Source organism: Robinsoniella peoriensis (assembly GCF_000797495.1).
Taxonomy (GTDB): domain Bacteria; phylum Bacillota; class Clostridia; order Lachnospirales; family Lachnospiraceae; genus Robinsoniella; species Robinsoniella peoriensis.
The window spans coordinates 362534-380972 of sequence record NZ_JTGN01000004.1 but is presented as its reverse complement, the minus strand read 5'-3'; the positions used below and the strand labels follow the sequence as shown (position 1 = coordinate 380972).

Below are 18439 nucleotides of genomic sequence, written 5' to 3'. Positions count from 1 at the left end.
TAAGATGGAGGGAATGGATGAAAAAGAGATTACAAAACATGATGATTCAACAGCGAATCAGCTATTCTTTTATTATATTTTTTACAGTATTTGCAGTATGTGTCATCATTGGGCTGCGAGGGATTTACAAAGACCAGATGTATGAGAAACTCATTCAGGGAAGGAACTATGAAGATAATCTGATTGTGCAGCAAATCGGGATGTTGTCAACAAATCTGAATAGCTGCTGCAACAGTGTCATTGTGAATTTAAACAATACCCCAGGTCTGAAAAAAAATAATTCGCTGTACCCGGATTTATATGACAGCGCAGCCAAACAGACGATATTAAATATTATTGAAAATAGTTTCCTGATGTTTCCCGATGTCAGTCAGATTGCTGTTTTGTATAGTAACGGGGATCTTTACCAGAAGGATCGAAACCGTTCTTATATTTGCTCGGACGGGAATGATGATTTAATTCAGCAGTTTGACTCTATGGGAATATCGACTACGGGACAATGGTATTATTCATTACAAATGGAATCAGCCTTTTCAGAATTCAGCCTGCACTATGTAAAAACGCTGCGTGATGTAAAAGAAAACACGGATATAGGCTATGTGATATTGGAGTTGGATGAGCAGAATATTTATGATATTTATCGAAATAAGAATAGCAGTGAGGATGTAGAGTTTTATCTCCTGGACTATAATCAAATGATGATTTCCAGTGATGACCGGGACGCCATGAACAATATTAAAGCGATTTCAGCTTATGATTCACAACTGGGTTATTCAAAAAATATCATCCGTAAGCTGGATGAGAAAATATCTGATACAGGAAACTATTACACCAGTGAATATCAGGTAAATGATTTATGGAATCTGGTATCTGTTTTAGATGTGAAATCCATGCTCTCCGATGTAAATAATATTACTATTGTGATCATCAGTATCAGCCTGGTATTGCTTATGATATTTTATATGCTTACAATCATGATTGCCAGGCATATAGCCGGACCGATCTCAGCACTATCAGAACATATGAGAAAATTCACGAAATCTTTGCCGGAGAAGCTGCCGGATATTGATACACATAACGAAGAAGGTATACTGATTTCCAGTTTTAATCAGATGGTTGATATGAACCAGCAGCTGTTTGAAGATATTACAAATGAGAAGAAGGAAAAAAGACAGTTAGAGCTGGCACTTTTGCAGGCCCAGATCAAACCCCATTTCTTATATAATACATTAGATACCATATTTTGTCTGAATAGTATGAAACGTCATGCAGATGCCAGCCGGATGATAAAATTACTGGCGGGATATTACCGTCTGGTTTTGAATAAAGGACTGGACTGGGTCTGGCTGGATCAGGAACTGGATGCATTGCAGAAATATCTGGATATCCAAACGGTTCGTTATCAGGACAGTCTGAGCTATTCCATTGCCATGCCGGAAGAATTAAGTGCATTACATATCCCTAAATTAACCTTGCAGCCATTGGTGGAAAATGCCATTTATCATGGAATCAAACCCCGGAATGGTAAGGGACATATACTGATAACGGGAGAATTGGAGGAGGAGTGGGCTTACATCCGTGTGATCGATGACGGCATAGGGCTGACTAAGGAAAAGTTTGCGCTGATATTATCCGGGGAACAGCGAGAGACGGATTCGGAAAGTTTTGGATTAAAAAATGTGTCAGAACGCTTAAAGATTTTTTATGGAGAAGGAACCTGTATTCAGTTAGAAGATACCCCGCTTGGCACCAGTATTGTCTTGTGTATTAATTTAAAAAGGGGTGAAGAGCATGAGCTATAAAGTACTGTTGGTGGATGATGAGAGTATATATCTGGATTACCTTAGCCAGATTATAGACTGGGACGCTATGAAGTGTTCTATTTGCGGATATGCAAAAGACGGAGAAGAAGCGCTTCAGGTTATTCAAAAAGAAATTCCGGATATCATATTTATGGATATCAATATGTCCAGAATGAATGGACTTGAGGCATGTGAGGCAATCAAATCATGGAGCCTGGAATCAAGAGTAATTATTATGACAGCATATGATGAATTTTCTTTTGCACATCAGGCGATTAAGCTTAATGTTTTTGATTATCTTTTAAAACCTTTTGACGGAGAAGAACTGCAGGAGGCACTGGGCAAATGTATAGAAGACATTGAGACGTCAAAGAAAAACAAACAGATGCAGCAGGAGTTATTTTTAAGGGGGATAATAGAATTCCAGCCTGATTTGGATATTATAAATGGAGAAATAGCCCAAACAGGTTCGCCGTCGCTTGTTACCATGGTAAAAATAAGAAAGGGTTATGCTAATTATAATTTGTCAGTAATCAGGAACCTATTAAATCATTATTTGAACTGCATAGGTATCGAGAATTATTGCCTGAGAAATGATGGGAGCTGCATTACGCTTGTACATGTAATGAATTCCGGCGAGAGATCTATGGATGAAATAAAAATAAGCTATGCGAAGCTTTTGAAAGATGAGGCGGCTTACATGCTGGATTCGGTGGCCATGGGGAATATTGTACCCGGATTGGATCAATTACAGAATTCTTATAAACAGGCACAGATGGTTTTCGAGAACAGTATCAAGGTAGATGGAAAAATCGCCTGTTTTAGTGACATACAGAATCTAAGCAAAGAAGTTACATTTTACAGCACACAGGATGTGAACTTACTTATCAAGTATTTTGAAATGAGAGAATACGCAAAAGTGGATACGATTATAGAAAAAATGTTTGGACTATCGGAAAACCAGATGTTTTCGTTTCAATATGTGATTTCTATATATCATGCACTTTCAATAGGAGTCCGTTCCTATTTTCATTATAATAAAGAAAATCAGCTTTCGGATTATATGCAGACTCAAGAATGTATAATTACGGAATTAAAGGATTGTTTTTCCTGTCATCAGGTAAAAGATATCATTAAAAATTATGTATATGAAATGCTGACAGACTGCACTTATATACAGATAAGCAGTAAAAAAGAAATATTGGTTACAAAAATTGAAAAATACTTACAGAGCCATTACAGTGAAGCAAATTTATCTGTTAGTAATATAGCAGAAAATTTATTCTTTGAAAACAGTTATATAAGAAGGGTTTTTAAGACGCAGACAGGCAGGACGATCATGCAGAGACTGGAAGAGATACGAATAGAAAAAGCAAAAGAATTATTACGGGATGATCAATACCGATGCAGTGAGGTTGCAGAGATGACTGGATTCTCAGATCAGTTTTATTTTAGTAAACGTTTTAAACTGTTTTGTAATTGTACACCATCAGAGTATCAATCCGGATCTTTGCAAAGAAGGTAAACAAAATAAAATGTAGACAAACGGAGGAGTAAAATATGTTATATTGTAATAATTGGGATAAGATAATGGTGCGATATAAAGAGTATTGGGCATTAGAAAATCATGACCGTCCGATCTTAAGCATCCGGGCACCGAAGAAGGATGCCCAAAGCAGAGCAGAGTGTTTTCCTGGTTCTTTAAAGGAACAATGGATGGATACTGAGTATATGATAAAAAGCAATAACCGGGAAATGCAGAACACCTATTACGGAGGGGAGGCATTTCCAGCATTGAATCCTAACCTTGGACCGGATTATTTTGCTGCTTGTTATGGAACAGAGCTTGCATTTGGCGCGGATACCAGCTGGTCTATTCCTTTTTTAAGTGATGATGATGTAGAGGAATATCAGGGATTTCTTCTCCAGACCCAGAATGAGTATTACCGTAAAATGATAGAAATGACGAAAGCAGCGGTAGAAGATGGAAAAGATAAATATTTGGTTGGCATCACAGATATTCATCCTGGGCTGGATGGGTTAGTATCCATGCGGGGGCCTCAGGAACTCTGTATGGATACACTGGATAATCCGGAGTTTATTAAAAAAGGAGCTATGGATCTGCTAGACGGTTTCAAATTCATCTATGACGAGCTGTATGCACTGACGACAGCATGTCAGAAGGGCAGTACTAATTGGATGGGGATCTGGCATGAGGGCAGATGGTATCCAACCTGCTGCGATTTTTCCTGTATGATATCAGAACAAATGTATGAAGAACTGGTGGTGGAAGAACTGGAAGAAGAGCTGAAATTCTTAGATGCCAGCATCTATCATCTGGATGGACCGGATGCTCTGAAGCATTTAGACCGCTTATTGAAAATAGATCATTTAAAGGGGATCCAATGGGTGTATGGTGCAGGACAGCCTACGGCTTCTCACTGGATTGAAGTATTGAAAAAGATTCAGGATGCAGGTAAAATGATTCAGATTGAGGTAAGGGCAGAAGAGCTGGAAGTGATGCTTGAAAATCTGCGCCCGGAAGGTGTGATGTATACGATAAATGCAAAATCACAGGAGGATGCAGAAGACTTGTTAAGAATAGCTTCTGTTTATAAGAAAAAGGTTTTCTAACCCTTTAAAGAGTAGAAATAAATGCTGCTTTGCAATAGAAAATATAAAAATAAATATTCATGAATAGACATAGCGTTCCGAATGCATTAAAATAAAAGCAAATGTTACTTCAAAAGAAGCTGACGATTACGTGAACCTGTAATTAGGTAAGGGAGGCTTTATGACAAATAAAGAAATAATGGAAATTGCTATGCAGCAATCAGCATTCGATCTGAATTGCAGTGTGGAGGATTTTAAGCAAGGTGAAAATAAAGTTGTTATATCAAAGGCAAATGACCAGGCAAGGCGTTATCTGGAGCTGCCTTTTTTCTGCAATCTGGTTTCTTATGGAAACAATATTGTGGCTTCTGTTGATCCCAGAGTGAAAGAGTTTGTTGCTGGTTACGTAAATCGTTTTCAGGTGGAACACTGCTTTGAAACGCCGGATATTCATGTGCTGTCAAAGGAATTTGAAAAATATGATAAGTCCATATGTTTTATGGCGGAATATTTTTTGCCGGACGTAACACAGGTAACCCCACAGCCCTGTGATTATGAAATTCGAATTCTGGAACCAAAAGATTTCGCAGAACTCTATACCGAAGAATGGAGCAATGCCCTTTGCGAGAAAAGAAAACACCTGGATGTGCTGGCTGCGGCAGCTTTTGACGAAGGTAAAATGATTGGAATGGCGGGCTGTTCTGCAGACTGCGATACGATGTGGCAGATCGGCATTGATGTTTTGCAGGGATATCGTAAAGGAGGTATTGCATCGGCACTGACCAGCAGGCTGGCAATCGAGGTATTAAACCGTGGCAAGGTACCGTTTTATTGTGCGGCATGGTCTAATATCGGTTCCGTCCGCAATGCAGTCAGAAGTGGATTTCGACCCGCATGGGTGGAAATGACAGCGATTGATAAGAAAAAGGTGGAGGAAATGATTAAGTGACAGCAGATAACATTCGAAGTAAGTGGAAATGCGAGTAGAGCTGATAAGAGAGGGCAGGTTACATGAGCAGGGAATTTAAAGAAATCATGAAGCAGTTATCCGAAATGGGGGATGACAAAAGAAAAAAATACAATAAAAAACTGGGGGCTGATGATAATCAATTTGGTATTGCCATGGGGAAACTGCGTGCTTTGGCAAAGCAGATTAAAACAAACCATACCCTGGCGCTGGAATTATGGGAGAGCAGAAATTATGATGCCATGGTCCTGGCCGCAATGCTGTTTGACAGTAAGCTGCTGCGGGAACATGATTTTGAAGAATTAATAAAGGATGCATATACTTCTAATCTGGTTGACGAGCTCATATTCCGTGCTTTATCATTGAGCAGTTATGCGAAACAATATTTGAAAAAATGGGCGAAAATAGACGATGATCGAATTGGACAGGGAGGTTGGGATCTGGCGGTTGCACTTTTAATAAAGGGCGAATTGCCGGATGACGAAATCGAGGAATTACTGGTATATATAGAAGAACATCTGGCAGGTGCACCTGCTGCAAAGCAGTGGGCGATGAACCGTTTCCTGTGCGAAGCCGGAATCCGTGATGACAAGTATACAGACCGGTGTATTGCAATGGGAGAAAAACTTGGGATTTATAAGGAATTAAAAGTAGCAAAAGGATGTACTTCGGCCTATGCGCCGGAGTGGATACAAAAAGGTATAGAGAACCGAAGAAAAGCCAATAATAGAAAGAACAATCATTGATAGAAAGAGGAAGAACAGTGAGCGAAATGGAAAATGAATCTCAAAAACAGGGGCAAAACCGCTTTTTAGAATTTATTATGGAGCGGGTGGCACCCGGCAGTGAAGAAGAGGCGAAAGGTCTTCTTACTGACAGTTTCTACAGAATGGATCAGGGTAAACTGACGAAAGAATACCTGGATGAATTTATGCCAAAGCTGTTATTGTTGTTAAAAGAAGAATATATTGAAGAAGTAACACGTGTTATGGTTGACTTTAATTCCAGAAATGTAAATTAGTGTTTCACATGAGAAATTCCGTAAGCAGACAGTGTCCTTGTCTTTCTGTCTGCTTACGGGATTTTTATTTTCTGGTTGCCGTATCCTGAAAGCAGAAATAATCAGGCCGGTGGCGGGATTGGGTAAATTCGAACATGACACCATCATCATTGTAAGTCTGACTGCTGATTACGGCCATACAGTTATATCCATTTAATTCCATATATTTTTCATCAATCTCAGTTACCCGCTCTACCGTCATAGTACGTTTACTGGTGACTATGGAGATATTTAGGATCTGCTCCAGATAGTCGTAAATGGAGTTTTGGGCTATATCAGCAGTAAGTCCTGTTACAACACTTTTCAGAAAATAATTGTGATCGATGATCAGGGCTTTTTGGTCCAGATAACGAAGCCTCTGAATATAATACAGCTCACTTCCTATCGGAAATCCGGTACGTTTTTCGATTTTTTCGTCACTGACCAGATCATCTACAAAACACAATACTTGTGTTTTTGCTGTCCTGTTATTGCGAAGTGCAGATTCTTTAAAAGATTCAATCCCCGCCAGAGTGAAGGAATTCTGTTCCACAGGTTTGAAGATATTGCGGACACCTTTGCCATGCAGCGTCTGGACATAGCCCTCTGTAACAAGGCTGCTGACTGCTCTGCGGATTGTATTGCGGGAACAGTTATAAGTGGTTACCATGGTATTTTCCGATGGAAGCAGTTCTTGGAATGCAAATTCCCCGGATTCTATTTTTCGTTTAATATCCTGATAAATGATGTCGTATTTTGCTTTTGGCATATTAACACCCTTTCTATTCTTGTTTAAACATCTTTATACTATTATAAATCGGGTCAGGAGAATGTCAAGGAAAAAACTCATCCATTTTCAAAATCATCTTGTTATCATCGTATCCGCGGTTGCTGGAGAAGGCTGCCTTACCAAAGTGTGCTGCACACGGCTCCATTGCATCGAATGAGATGGTATTTGCGTATTTATAATCCTTCTCAGAAGAATAAAGTAATTGACAGCAAACAGATAATTTGCTATTATTTTTGTAAGATATTGGTTTCGCGCAAAAGTTTATCTATTTTGGCTGCATTCATTAATTCGTATTAATAATTTAAGATTTAACTTCTGATTTCAGATTCAATTCTAAGCTTTATATCAAAGCAAAATTCACTTATAAAACAATGTAAAAGGAAAACCATTATCTGTAATGCCGGAGCGTTTCTGTTTAATTGCGCCCTGTATTTGAAATAGGTAAATTTCTGCATAAGTAAATAGAAAGAGAGGTTGTATGCAGGAAGAGAAACAAAAGCAGAATAGTGCCAATCAAATTGAAGACTCGGCAATGAAAACGATGGTTCGTTTTTTTGCAGATGAGATGCTTCCCTATTTGGGTATCCAGGGTAAGGTGAAACGGATTGCTCCAACAGAAGAAATTCATATAGAAATAAAAAGGCTGTATGAGGATATGAATCTGGTAATGGAAGATGGAACCTGGAAACATTTTGAGTTTCAGTCAACAAATGGCGGAGGCCTATTTCACGGGAGGATTTGGTCTCTCTGGTATTAACACCGCTGATGCAGGGAAAAATACCCATCAAAGACCGCATAAAAAACGCTTTTCAGATATTGGAAAAAGAGAGGTGCATGAAGGATGAAGAATCACAAAAAATCCAGGCTGTAATTTATGCATTGGCTGAGAAATTTTTGAAGAATGAAGAAATGGATGAAATAAAAGGGGTGATAAATATGACAAGGTTAGGACAGATGTTAGTAAATGATGGTATAGCGCAGGGCTTAACCCAGGGAATAACCCAGGGAATGTCTCAGGGAAAGGCAGAAGCCGTTCTGGAAATTTTAAATATTAAGGGAATGATATCAGATGATTTAAAGCAAAGAATTGTCACAGAAAAAGATGTGGATGTACTGACGAAGTGGATTAGAATAGCGACGGTTTCAAATACCGCTGAGGAGTTTCAGAAGCAGATGCAGTAATGGGAAACTACGCTGAATGAATGGGTGCAAATTTTTGCAGAAAAATGGAAGAGGTATCCTTTTTGTGATTTTTTAATTTTCTCAGACAGGTAAATGAAGCATGAAAACTTTTTTTAAAAGTGTTGACATGTTTAAACAAGTTTGCTATACTGTACTTGTTCAAACAAGTTATTTTATATGGATTGGGAGGTTAGAAATGGCAAATTATACGGATGATGTTAAAAAATTATTGGAGCTTATCGGGGGAAGAGATAACATCCAGGCAGTTTCACACTGCATGACCAGAATGCGCTTTGTGCTGATAGACCAGGAGAAGGCAGATGAAAAGCAAATCGAAAAAATTCCCAGTGTAAAAGGTACATTTACCCAGGCGGGGCAGTATCAGGTCATTATAGGAAATGATGTGTCCGGTTTTTATAATGAATTTACCAAATATGCAGGAATAGAAGGCGTCAGTAAAGACCAGGTGAAACAGGAAGCAAAGAAAAAGCAGAATCCGCTGCAAAAAGGAGTATCAAATCTGGCTGAAATTTTTGCGCCGCTGATACCTGCAATTATTGTAGGCGGTTTAATTCTCGGATTCCGTAATATTATTGGTGATGTTAAATTTCTGGAAGGCGGGACCAAGACACTGACCGATGTTTCCGTGTTCTGGAGCGGGATATACAGTTTTCTCTGGCTGATTGGAGAAGCGGTATTTCATTTTCTTCCGGTTGGAATCGTATGGTCTGTCACGAAAAAAATGGGAACTACGCAGATTCTTGGTATTGTGCTGGGAATTACGTTGGTCTCTCCGCAGCTGCTCAATGCCTACGAGGTAGGGCAGGCGGCAATGAAGTACTGGGATTTTGGCTTCTTTCAAATGCAGATGGCGGGATATCAGGGACAGGTTATTCCTGCGATACTTGCCGGATTTACCCTGGTATATCTGGAGCGGTTTTTTAAGAAAATCACACCTGCGGCTATCAGCATGATTGTGGTTCCGTTTATGTCATTGCTGCTTTCCGTTATCGTTGCCCATGGTATTTTAGGTCCGATTGGATGGCAGCTGGGTTCCTGGATTTCGGCAGGCGTTTATGCAGGGCTTACTTCAAGCTTCCGGGGATTGTTTGGAGCATTCTTTGGATTTATTTATGCACCTTTAGTAATTACGGGGCTGCATCATATGACCAATGCAATAGATTTACAGCTGATTGCGGATTACCAGGGCACAATTCTGTGGCCTATGATAGCCCTTTCCAATATTGCACAGGGCTCCGCCGTTTTAGCTATGATCGTATTACAGAAGAAGAATGAACGTGCTCAGCAGGTAGCAATACCGGCATGCATTTCCTGTTACTTAGGTGTTACCGAGCCGGCAATATTCGGTGTCAATTTAAAAGCAGGTTTTCCGTTTATCAGCGGAATGATCGGTTCCGGTATAGCAGGCGCACTGGCGGTAAGTACCGGGGTAATGGCTAATGCAGTAGGCGTTGGAGGTATTCCCGGAATTCTTTCCATTAAAACAGAGTTTATGGCGGTGTTTGCCATTTGTATGCTGATCGTACTGGTAGTACCATTTGTTCTGACATGGATTATGGGGAAAAAGAAACTTACTTTACAGGAGAGAGGGATCGCGGCAGCAGAGGTGGATACAGCTAAAGAAATGGATGCCGCTGCTCCTTCCAAAAAAGAACAGGTTCTGATGTCTGTTTTAACCGGTAAAATTATTCCGATTGAGGAAGTACCGGATGATGTGTTTTCACAGAAAATTATGGGAGAAGGTGTTGGAATAGAACCGGAGAGCGAGACAGTAGTTGCACCTGCGGACGGATCCGTAAGTGTTGTAATGGAAGATTCCGGACATGCCTGCGGTCTTGTACTGGAAAATGGAATGGAGATCCTGATTCATGTAGGGATTGATACTGTAGATATGAATGGAGAAGGATTTGAACTCTTTGTAAAAGAAGGAGATACCGTTCGCTGCGGCGATCCATTGATTCGCTTCTCAAAAGAGAAAATTAAAAAAGCCGGTCATCCGGCAACTACGGTATTTATTGTAACCGATGAAGGGAATGCATCTAATATACGCTTCCTGTCTAACTTGCAGGCAGAAGCAGGAGAAACTGTTATTGCGGCATATGAATAGAGGAGGATGGCACCATGACAGATTTTAAGAAAAGCACAGTTTATCAAATTTATCCAAAATCCTTTGCTGACAGTAAAGGAAACGGAACCGGTGATCTGAGGGGCATAATCAGCAAACTGGATTATTTGAAAGAATTGGGGATAGATTACATCTGGCTGACTCCTTTTTTTCTATCACCCCAGAAGGATAACGGTTATGACGTTGCAGATTATTATCAGATTGATCCTTCTTACGGGACAATGGAGGATTTCGAAAATCTGGTAAAAGAAGCGGCGAAAAGGGAAATATCACTTATGCTGGATATGGTATTTAACCATACCTCAAACCGTCATGAATGGTTTCAAAAAGCATTAGCGGGTGATGCGAAATATAAAAATTATTACATTTTTAAAAAGGGAAGAGGATCTGGAATTCCACCAACGAACTGGGAAAGCAAGTTCGGTGGTAATGCCTGGGAGTATGTAGAGGCATTTGACGAGTATTACCTGCATTTATTTGATGTATCCCAGCCAGACCTGAACTGGGATAACGAGGATGTACGAAAAGAAATGCAGGAAATAGTTCAATTCTGGATGGGGAAAGGTGTGAAAGGATTCCGGTTTGATGTGGTGAATCTGATCAGCAAGGAAGCATTTGAAGATGATTATGAAGGGGACGGCAGAAGGTTTTACACCGATGGTCCCAATATTCATAAGTATTTAAGAGAGCTTAATGAAAAGACATTTGGAAAAGAAAAAGGAATAATTACTGTAGGGGAAATGTCCAGTACTTCTATGGAAAACTGTTATCAATATGCTGGAGAAGAAGGAAAAGAGTTTTCCATGGTTTTTAGTTTTCATCACCTTAAGGTGGATTTTATGGGTAACGAAAAATGGGTACTGATACCTTATGATTTTGCAAAATTAAAGCAGATCCTATTTGACTGGCAGACGAATATGGCAAAAAATCATGCATGGAATGCGGTGTTTTGGTGTAATCATGACCAGCCAAGAGTGGTTTCTCGTTTTGGGGATACGAAAAAGTACTGGAAAGAATCTGCGAAGATGCTGGCAACGGTGATTCATTGTCTGAGAGGAACCCCTTATATTTACCAGGGAGAAGAATTGGGAATGACTAATGCAGAATTCGTAGATATCTCCCAGTATCGGGATGTGGAAAGCCTGAACCATTTTCAGATCCTTCAGGAAAAAGGATTAAGCAAAGAACAGGCATATCAGATTCTTATGGCACATTCCAGGGATAACAGCCGTACTCCCATGCAGTGGAGTGAGGAAACCCAGGCAGGATTTACAAAAGGAGAACCATGGATAGAGGTAAATCCTAATTATAAGAAAATTAATGCCAGAGAGCAGTTGGATGATCCGGATTCGATCTTCTATTACTATAAGAAATTGGTCAGCCTGCGTAAAGATTATGAAGTGATCGCCTATGGGGATTTTGAAGCGCTGGATATAAATAACCCATCTGTAATGGTTTACAAGCGCACCTATAAAGGTGAAGTACTAGTGGCAGCAAGTAACTTCTATGGAAAAGAAGCAGGGTGGGATCCGGGAATGGATCTGGGGGATTATCAATGTCTTCTGGGAAATTATGATGGGCAGGCCCTTATGAAAAGTTATGATAGCCAGGGCCTTATGAAAGGTTATGATAGTCAGGTTCCTGAGAAAGTGACGGTTCTGCGTCCATATGAGACAAGGTTATATTATAAGAAATAAAAGTATATGATTATAAAAAGCAGCCGGAAACAAAAATGATTTTTTATTAAAATCAGATTTGATCCGGCTGTTTTTATATTTCTTTAGACTTCTGTTTTCCAGAAACCATGCAGATTGCAGTAAGCATAAGCTGCAATTGCTTCATCTCCGTCAGTTAATACAAAATTTGCTACCGGCTCACAGGTTGGACAGAGATTTATTCTCTGACAGCCCATTTTTGTCTGCAGATACACCCATGCAATGCTGTGCTCTTCTGTCATTGGGTGATAGATACTGCCGACTTTAACAGTAACCTGATTACCGCTGATTTCAATAATGGGAAGATGTTTTTCCGAAGCACCCTCAGATGTATTGGGTTTCAGTTCGGTAAAATCCTGACAGGTACAGGATGCTGTTGGGTTGCCGGGACTGATCACTTCAAGGACGAGATGGTTTTCTCTATCAATAATAAATTTTGGTTCTAAATGCATGTTGATACCTCCAATTCTTATATTTACCCTGTTTATTTTTGCCTTAAATAGATATCTTATGTATAGGGAATGATTTTCTTTGAAAAATGAAATAAAAGAAACGCTTGGCAAAACAGTAAGAATATAATATAATGTGTAAAAATAATCGAAATACTGACATCCCGTGAACAGGGGAATTATGAACAGGAGATATAAATAGGAGGCGGACCCAGGTGAAACGCTGTATTGCATAAACTGGAATAGTAAAAAAGAAAATCAGCATAAAAACAGGAGGATTTGAAATGACTATTCCAGTAAATAAAATATATCCAAGAAGTAATGATAAAGAGACCGTATATTTAGACCAGGTAGTAACAAACCCAAATATCAAAGTAGGAAAATACACCATCTATAATGATTTTGTAAAAAACCCTGCAGATTTCGAAAAAAATAATGTTCTGTACCATTATCCCGTGAATAAAGACAAGCTGGTCATTGGGAAATTCTGTTCCATTGCCTGTGGAGCAAAGTTCATGTTCACCAGCGCCAATCATGCTATGGGATCTCTTTCTAACTATACATTTCCCATTTTTTTTGAAGAGTGGGATTTGAAGAAAGAACATGTAACTGATGCATGGGATAACAAGGGTGATATCATGATTGGAAATGATGTCTGGATCGGATATGAAGCCGTAATTATGGCAGGCGTGCATATCGGAGATGGGGCTGTAATCGGAACCAGAGCGGTAGTAACAAAGGATGTGCCGCCCTATACCATTGTAGGCGGAGTTCCCGCAAAGAAGATTAAAATGCGCTTTGACAGGCAGACAGTGGAAGACCTGCTGGAATTAAAATGGTGGGATTGGACGAGTGAAAAAATAAAGAAGAATCTTTCTTTGATCATGAGCGGAGAGATTCGTGGATTAAAGTGATTTTCTAACTAGAGAGGAAAGTTTGTGAGTATATCGCAGATTTATCTGCGATATACCACAGGGTACAACCATGAACTTTAAAAACCTGATACATACACCGGAGTATAATTTCCTCTGGCAGGATGAGCATCTGGGAAAGAACCTGATTCTCCTTTCTGTTGCAGGAAGCTATGCGTATGGAACAAATAACGAATTCAGCGATTATGATGTCCGTGGGATTACCCTCAACCGCAAGTCGGATCTGATCGGACTGAGCAGCTATGATCAATATGCAGATGATAAAACAGACACTACAATTTACACTTTTAACAAGATTATAAAGCTGTTAATGGACTGTAATCCCAATACCTGTGAAATGCTGGGACTAAAACAGGAACATTATCTGTATTTATCCCCGGTGGGACAGGAACTGCTGGATCATAAGAAATTATTTTTATCAAAGCGCGCTATTCACTCCTTCGGTGGTTATGCCGGTCAGCAGCTGCGAAGACTGCAAAATGCTCTGGCAAGGGATACAATGCCCCAGGCAGAGAAGGAACAGCATATATTGCGGTCTGTAGAAAATGCCATGTACAATTTTCAGGAGCGTTACGCACAGTTTGGAAATGGAAGTATCAATATTTATCTGGACCAAGCTGTAAACCCTGAATTTGAGCAGGAGATTTTTATGGATGCAGATTTGTCCCATTATCCATTGAGAGATTACCGCAATATCTGGTGTGAGATAAACAATGTGGTAAAAGAGTATGACAAAATTGGTAAACGCAATCATAAGAAAGATGAAAATCATCTGAATAAACATGCGATGCATCTGTTGCGGCTTTTTATGATGGCCATTGATATTCTGGAAAAAGAAGAGATTTGTACTTACCGGGAAGAAGAGCATGATTTGTTGATGAGTGTCAGAAATGGAGCATTTCAAAGAGAAGACGGCATGTACCGGGATGAGTTTTATGAAATATTGTCGGGTTATGAAAAACGATTGGATAATGCGGCGAGAAATACCGGTCTGCCGGATGCACCTGACAAAAAGAAAATCGAAGATTTTGTTATGAGTGTTAATGAAAGAGTAGTTAAAGCGTAAATAAATTCGTATATGTATTGAATGGGAAAGGTAATTAAATGAAAAGATAATTTAAGCTGCCCTGCAGTATTGTATAACAATATTGCAGGGTAGTTTTAATTGCAATCAGATATGCCCTGAATTCTATTTTTCATCCGCCACAGAACGTGTTTGAAAATTCATTCATGTTATCAGCACATTTTACTTAGCTTGGAATCTGCAGTTTCTGCCCGATTAAAATAAAGTTTGGATTTGAAATATGGTTAACAGATACAAGAGCGCTGATTGTAGTGTTGTATTTAGCGGCTATAGCCCAGAGGGTGTCGCCGGATTTTACCGTATACCATTGAACCGGTTTTGAAGAACCGGAATCCGGCGTACAGGGAATTCTGAGTTTTTGGCCAGGATAAATCAGATTCTCATTGTGAATCTGATTCAGTTTTACAAGGTCTGCAATACTGGTATGGTAATTTCGTGAAATTGCCCAGAGTGTATCCCCTGGTTTTACCGTATAGGTCAGGTACGTATCTTCAGACGGTGTATTATCCGGTATGGGAATGCGCAGTATCTGACCGGGATAAATAAGATTGGGGTTTGCAAGAGCATTTTCGTTTGCAATTGCGGTAATACTGGTGTGATAGAGCTGGGCAATATTCCAAAGTGTATCACCGGATTTAACCCGGTATTCCACATATGAAGTAGAGGGTTCCGGTGGGGGAGGAACAGGATTTACCGGGCCGCTGTTGTCCAGAAAGATGCCATCGGTAAAATAGTCCAGATCGACATTTGTACTGATTCCCGGAATCCTGCCTGTGTCCGAATGCTGCCAGCCAACCCAGAAATTCCAATTTGAATTATCGGATGGGGAAGCTGCGCCATATTCGGCTACCCACAGTGGGTAGTCAGTAATCGCTCCGCTAAATGTGTAACCTGCATTATAGGAATCACTATAGACCACAGCTTTCTTACCGCTTAACTGTTCTACAGTCTGGATAAATGCCAATCCAATGGCATTTATTTCTGTATCTGTCAGATATTGCAGATCTTCAAAATCCATAGCCAGCCTGCAGTCGAAGTCCTTGTCTTGGATAGTGTTTACAAAAAATTGTGCCTGATACTGTGCCTGGGAGATGCTTCTTGCGGTTACATAATGGTAAAAGCCAATGGACAGCCCGGCAGCAGAGGCCTTGGCGTAATTGTCTTCAAATTTTGGATCAATATAATCGCCACCGAGGCTGGAACGTATATAAACAACCTGAATTCCAGAGTCAGCAACCTGTTCAAAATCAATATCTTCCTGATAAAAGCTCACGTCAATACCAAGGTAGAGGGGATGTGAGGAAGGAGGAATCGCACAAACAATAAATACAGGAAAAAAAGAAAACAGCAGTAACGTAGATAAGAGAATGGCTAAAATTTTCTTGAGCATAAACCCTCCTTTGTCAAATATTCGTTTTAAGATAATATATGGTACAAGAAAAAAATTGTTATGAAATCATTGCAAAGAAATGAAAAATGAGAGTAGAGTAATTCAAAAGTGACAGAAAATAAAAATGTGCCGGATAATAGAAAAGCACCCGGATTTAAAATAATCCGGATGCTTTTGCGGCTATGAATTCTTTTTCTTCTTCTTTTTACTTTTACTTTTTGTACTGGATTGTGCTGCTGCTTCTTCTTCCTCTTTGTCCAGTTCGTTTACCATGTGTTCCATAACGGATTTACAGGACTGGGGAAGTTCGGTAACATCATAATTATTATAACCTTTGTTTTCCATATTCAAATCTCCTCTCTTTTCATGCATATACTTTGCATAAGTGTTATGGCAATCGCCTGCCATATTACTTAGTATGCACAGCAGGCAATTTCTTATGAGAGTGTATTATCGTTTAAGACTTCAGTATTCAGCAAATCTGACCTTTTCGCACAATGTAAAACTTCAAATTGTAAAATTATTACATTAATTGCAGCATTTAAGGCATTCATAACAATATCAGCAATGACCGCCAATCCAAGTGCTTCTGCGGGAATTCCGGCCTGTATAAAAAGAACGGCATAACCTGCAAGAAATCCACCGGGAATAGATGGAGCTGCCGCAGCCAGTGTAAATGACACAATCATGGTAATTACCAGCATAGCTATGGTTATTTTGATCTCGAATGCCTGTGCAGCAAATACAGTAAGCAGTATTAAATGCACCACGGTAGCAGGTTTAAATACAACGCTTCCAAAGGAAATGGTAAATTTGGAAAGCCGGTGGTCAATACCCAGTTTCTTATCGCAGTTGTTTCGCATATCAGAATAAGCTGCGGATGAGGAAGCATTTACTAAGGCAAGAAAGGAGGAAGGCATAATTTTCTTCAATATACGGATTGGCGAAATTCCCTCTTTTACCTTTACCGATACCAGATACAGGAGGAATACAATTGCCATGCATAGCAGATAGACACCTGCCATTTGCAGCATATATAAAAGAAGAGGTATGTAATTGCCTACGATAAGCCGGTAAATACTTAAAAAAACGAAAGCCGGTGAAACGGCGGAAATAAATCCTAAAATACTTTGCGATATAGCATTGCACTGTTCAACTAACTGTCCGGCAATGCTGATCCGGTGTTGCAGCAGTACCATTGACATTCCCACAAGTATAGCCAGAACAATGATCTGTATGGCATTTCCGGTCTGGAACGGGTCGATGACATTTTCCGGAATGGCATCAAGTAGCAGTTGAAAAATGGATTCTGCCTGAATGCCGTCTGCACCTGTTGAGGGAAAATGCACCTTTGTGAACAAGGCTGCCGCAATCCCTCCTAATATGGTCATTGTTATGAGAATTGCGCTAAAGTGCTGCAGTACTTTTTTGCCCACACTTCCCAGCCGGTTCGGTGCTCCGATATGGTAAATTCCCCATACAACGGCAAAAAACAGCATAGGACAGACCACCGTTGTCAGAATACCGGCAAATGTGTCAAATAGAGGGATTGCTGCCTGGTTCAGCAGAAAATCAGAAGCATCTATAGGCAGGTAATGGGTTACCACACCTGCGGCCAGTGCCAGGATGATCGCAATTGCGATAGGCAAAAATGGGTTGGAAGCCTTGTGCTTGATACTAACTGAAACAATATTCATTCCCTTGGAGTACACATAGCCGCATCCGCTGCCAATAGCCGCAAGAAACGGCTGGCTGAAAAATGCATCTCCAAACTGGTCATCATCATTCTGCTCGTAAGGGTTTGCCTCTTTGCCCTGTACCTTCAGTGTTATCTGTATTTTTTTCAGACGTGTCTGGATAATTAATTCGCCGGAATTGGGTGCCAATCCTTTTTCCATCCAGCTATCCAGTGCCTTTTCCAAAGAGAGACGTATCTTTAATATTTCTTCCGGTGCTGCAGAAAGCTGCTGCAATGTTTCTTCTATGAGATCTGCAACCATATCCGCATTCTGTTCCGACAATATAAATTTCTTTGTTATTAACATCTTGCTATCACATCCTTTTCGGGAGCAATCTAAGAGATTTTGTTAGCCGCTCTGTATATTTATATTATGTATAAGTTTCAAATTATATTAAAAGAGTATACCATACCTGATGTAGAAAACAATAAAAAATGTATGTGCAATCATTTATAAAAAGTGAAGATAAACTTATGAAAAGGTTAAGATTGATTCTGAAAGTTAAGGAAAGTATACGCGTCCGGAGTAGGAAATAATAACTTTATCAAAGAATCCCTCAGATAACATTGCTATTTGCGTTCATTTAAATTA

The 18439-nt window shown here is 39.8% G+C and carries 17 protein-coding genes; 12 read left to right on the top strand and 5 right to left on the bottom strand.

Features of this window, described 5'->3' with window-relative positions; translation table 11 throughout:
• The first annotated feature begins 17 nt into the window (after positions 1–17).
• The 6 genes from QR40_RS10325 (at position 18) to QR40_RS10300 (ending at position 6403) form a co-directional block, all read left to right on the top strand.
• Entirely contained in the window at positions 18–1802 is a 1785-nt protein-coding gene (locus QR40_RS10325; RefSeq protein WP_044294785.1) for a sensor histidine kinase, read from the top strand.
• On the top strand, positions 1792–3327 hold the full coding sequence (locus QR40_RS10320) for a response regulator transcription factor (protein WP_044294783.1): 1536 nt from the start codon (positions 1792–1794) through the stop codon (positions 3325–3327). The genes QR40_RS10325 and QR40_RS10320 overlap by 11 nt, the downstream gene beginning before the upstream one ends.
• Before the next feature lie 35 nt (positions 3328–3362).
• Positions 3363–4436 carry a hypothetical protein gene (locus tag QR40_RS10315; RefSeq protein WP_044294779.1) on the top strand — a complete coding sequence of 358 codons (1074 nt, stop codon included), beginning with the start codon at positions 3363–3365 and terminating at the stop codon, positions 4434–4436.
• A 160-nt stretch (positions 4437–4596) separates the two neighbouring features.
• Positions 4597–5364, top strand: a complete 768-nt coding sequence (locus QR40_RS10310) for a GNAT family N-acetyltransferase (protein ID WP_044294777.1) — start codon at positions 4597–4599, stop codon at positions 5362–5364.
• A 62-nt stretch (positions 5365–5426) separates the two neighbouring features.
• Positions 5427–6128 (top strand): DNA alkylation repair protein, encoded by a 702-nt coding sequence (locus tag QR40_RS10305; RefSeq protein WP_044294775.1) that lies wholly within the window; start codon positions 5427–5429, stop codon positions 6126–6128.
• Positions 6129–6145: 17 nt separating this feature from the next.
• A complete protein-coding gene (locus QR40_RS10300; RefSeq protein WP_027294517.1) occupies positions 6146–6403 on the top strand; it encodes a hypothetical protein in 258 nt (85 codons plus the stop codon).
• Between the two features lie 64 nt (positions 6404–6467).
• Here QR40_RS10300 and QR40_RS10295 read toward each other — a convergent pair whose 3' ends face one another.
• A complete protein-coding gene (locus tag QR40_RS10295; RefSeq protein ID WP_044294773.1) occupies positions 6468–7190 on the bottom strand; it encodes a UTRA domain-containing protein in 723 nt (240 codons plus the stop codon).
• A 499-nt stretch (positions 7191–7689) separates the two neighbouring features.
• Between QR40_RS10295 and QR40_RS10290 the strand changes: the two genes are divergently transcribed.
• From QR40_RS10290 to treC, 4 genes are all read left to right on the top strand, one after another.
• On the top strand, positions 7690–7968 hold the full coding sequence (locus QR40_RS10290) for a hypothetical protein (RefSeq protein ID WP_044294771.1): 279 nt from the start codon (positions 7690–7692) through the stop codon (positions 7966–7968).
• Between the two features lie 8 nt (positions 7969–7976).
• Positions 7977–8393: a hypothetical protein gene (locus QR40_RS10285; RefSeq protein ID WP_052430790.1), complete on the top strand. Its 417-nt coding sequence runs from the start codon at positions 7977–7979 to the stop codon at positions 8391–8393.
• A gap of 196 nt (positions 8394–8589) precedes the next feature.
• Positions 8590–10521, top strand: a complete 1932-nt coding sequence (treP, locus tag QR40_RS10280) for a PTS system trehalose-specific EIIBC component (protein ID WP_027294513.1) — start codon at positions 8590–8592, stop codon at positions 10519–10521.
• Positions 10522–10535: 14 nt separating this feature from the next.
• Entirely contained in the window at positions 10536–12236 is a 1701-nt protein-coding gene (treC, locus tag QR40_RS10275) for an alpha,alpha-phosphotrehalase (RefSeq protein WP_044294769.1), read from the top strand.
• 83 nt (positions 12237–12319) lie between these two features.
• On the opposite strand, the gene QR40_RS10270 is transcribed toward treC, so the two are convergent.
• Positions 12320–12706 (bottom strand): desulfoferrodoxin family protein, encoded by a 387-nt coding sequence (locus QR40_RS10270; protein WP_027294511.1) that lies wholly within the window; start codon positions 12704–12706, stop codon positions 12320–12322.
• A gap of 281 nt (positions 12707–12987) precedes the next feature.
• Here QR40_RS10270 and QR40_RS10265 point away from each other — a divergent pair, with 281 nt between their 5' ends.
• Both QR40_RS10265 and QR40_RS10260 read left to right on the top strand, forming a co-directional pair.
• A complete protein-coding gene (locus tag QR40_RS10265; protein ID WP_044294767.1) occupies positions 12988–13617 on the top strand; it encodes a CatB-related O-acetyltransferase in 630 nt (209 codons plus the stop codon).
• Between the two features lie 70 nt (positions 13618–13687).
• Positions 13688–14701, top strand: coding sequence for a nucleotidyltransferase domain-containing protein (locus QR40_RS10260; RefSeq protein ID WP_044294766.1), 1014 nt, complete (start codon positions 13688–13690; stop codon positions 14699–14701).
• A gap of 184 nt (positions 14702–14885) precedes the next feature.
• Here QR40_RS10260 and QR40_RS10255 read toward each other — a convergent pair whose 3' ends face one another.
• The 3 genes from QR40_RS10255 to QR40_RS10250 form a co-directional block, all read right to left on the bottom strand.
• Positions 14886–16109 (bottom strand): LysM peptidoglycan-binding domain-containing protein, encoded by a 1224-nt coding sequence (locus QR40_RS10255; protein ID WP_044289422.1) that lies wholly within the window; start codon positions 16107–16109, stop codon positions 14886–14888.
• A gap of 180 nt (positions 16110–16289) precedes the next feature.
• Entirely contained in the window at positions 16290–16454 is a 165-nt protein-coding gene (locus QR40_RS31735; RefSeq protein ID WP_160295795.1) for a hypothetical protein, read from the bottom strand.
• A gap of 92 nt (positions 16455–16546) precedes the next feature.
• Positions 16547–18154, bottom strand: a complete 1608-nt coding sequence (locus QR40_RS10250; RefSeq protein ID WP_044294764.1) for a dicarboxylate/amino acid:cation symporter — start codon at positions 18152–18154, stop codon at positions 16547–16549.
• Positions 18155–18439: the final 285 nt, after the last annotated feature.

What these genes read in the sequence shown, in the direction of transcription:
- QR40_RS10325 (WP_044294785.1), top strand. Translation starts at nt 18, where the DNA reads ATGAAAAAGAGATTACAAAACATGATGATTCAACAGCGAATCAGCTAT.
- QR40_RS10320 (WP_044294783.1), top strand. Translation starts at nt 1,792, where the DNA reads ATGAGCTATAAAGTACTGTTGGTGGATGATGAGAGTATATATCTGGAT.
- QR40_RS10315 (WP_044294779.1), top strand. Translation starts at nt 3,363, where the DNA reads ATGTTATATTGTAATAATTGGGATAAGATAATGGTGCGATATAAAGAG.
- QR40_RS10310 (WP_044294777.1), top strand. Translation starts at nt 4,597, where the DNA reads ATGACAAATAAAGAAATAATGGAAATTGCTATGCAGCAATCAGCATTC.
- QR40_RS10305 (WP_044294775.1), top strand. Translation starts at nt 5,427, where the DNA reads ATGAGCAGGGAATTTAAAGAAATCATGAAGCAGTTATCCGAAATGGGG.
- QR40_RS10295 (WP_044294773.1), bottom strand. Translation starts at nt 7,190, where the DNA reads ATGCCAAAAGCAAAATACGACATCATTTATCAGGATATTAAACGAAAA.
- QR40_RS10290 (WP_044294771.1), top strand. Translation starts at nt 7,690, where the DNA reads ATGCAGGAAGAGAAACAAAAGCAGAATAGTGCCAATCAAATTGAAGAC.
- QR40_RS10285 (WP_052430790.1), top strand. Translation starts at nt 7,977, where the DNA reads ATGCAGGGAAAAATACCCATCAAAGACCGCATAAAAAACGCTTTTCAG.
- treP (WP_027294513.1), top strand. Translation starts at nt 8,590, where the DNA reads ATGGCAAATTATACGGATGATGTTAAAAAATTATTGGAGCTTATCGGG.
- treC (WP_044294769.1), top strand. Translation starts at nt 10,536, where the DNA reads ATGACAGATTTTAAGAAAAGCACAGTTTATCAAATTTATCCAAAATCC.
- QR40_RS10270 (WP_027294511.1), bottom strand. Translation starts at nt 12,706, where the DNA reads ATGCATTTAGAACCAAAATTTATTATTGATAGAGAAAACCATCTCGTC.
- QR40_RS10265 (WP_044294767.1), top strand. Translation starts at nt 12,988, where the DNA reads ATGACTATTCCAGTAAATAAAATATATCCAAGAAGTAATGATAAAGAG.
- QR40_RS10260 (WP_044294766.1), top strand. Translation starts at nt 13,688, where the DNA reads ATGAACTTTAAAAACCTGATACATACACCGGAGTATAATTTCCTCTGG.
- QR40_RS10255 (WP_044289422.1), bottom strand. Translation starts at nt 16,109, where the DNA reads ATGCTCAAGAAAATTTTAGCCATTCTCTTATCTACGTTACTGCTGTTT.
- QR40_RS31735 (WP_160295795.1), bottom strand. Translation starts at nt 16,454, where the DNA reads ATGGAAAACAAAGGTTATAATAATTATGATGTTACCGAACTTCCCCAG.
- QR40_RS10250 (WP_044294764.1), bottom strand. Translation starts at nt 18,154, where the DNA reads ATGTTAATAACAAAGAAATTTATATTGTCGGAACAGAATGCGGATATG.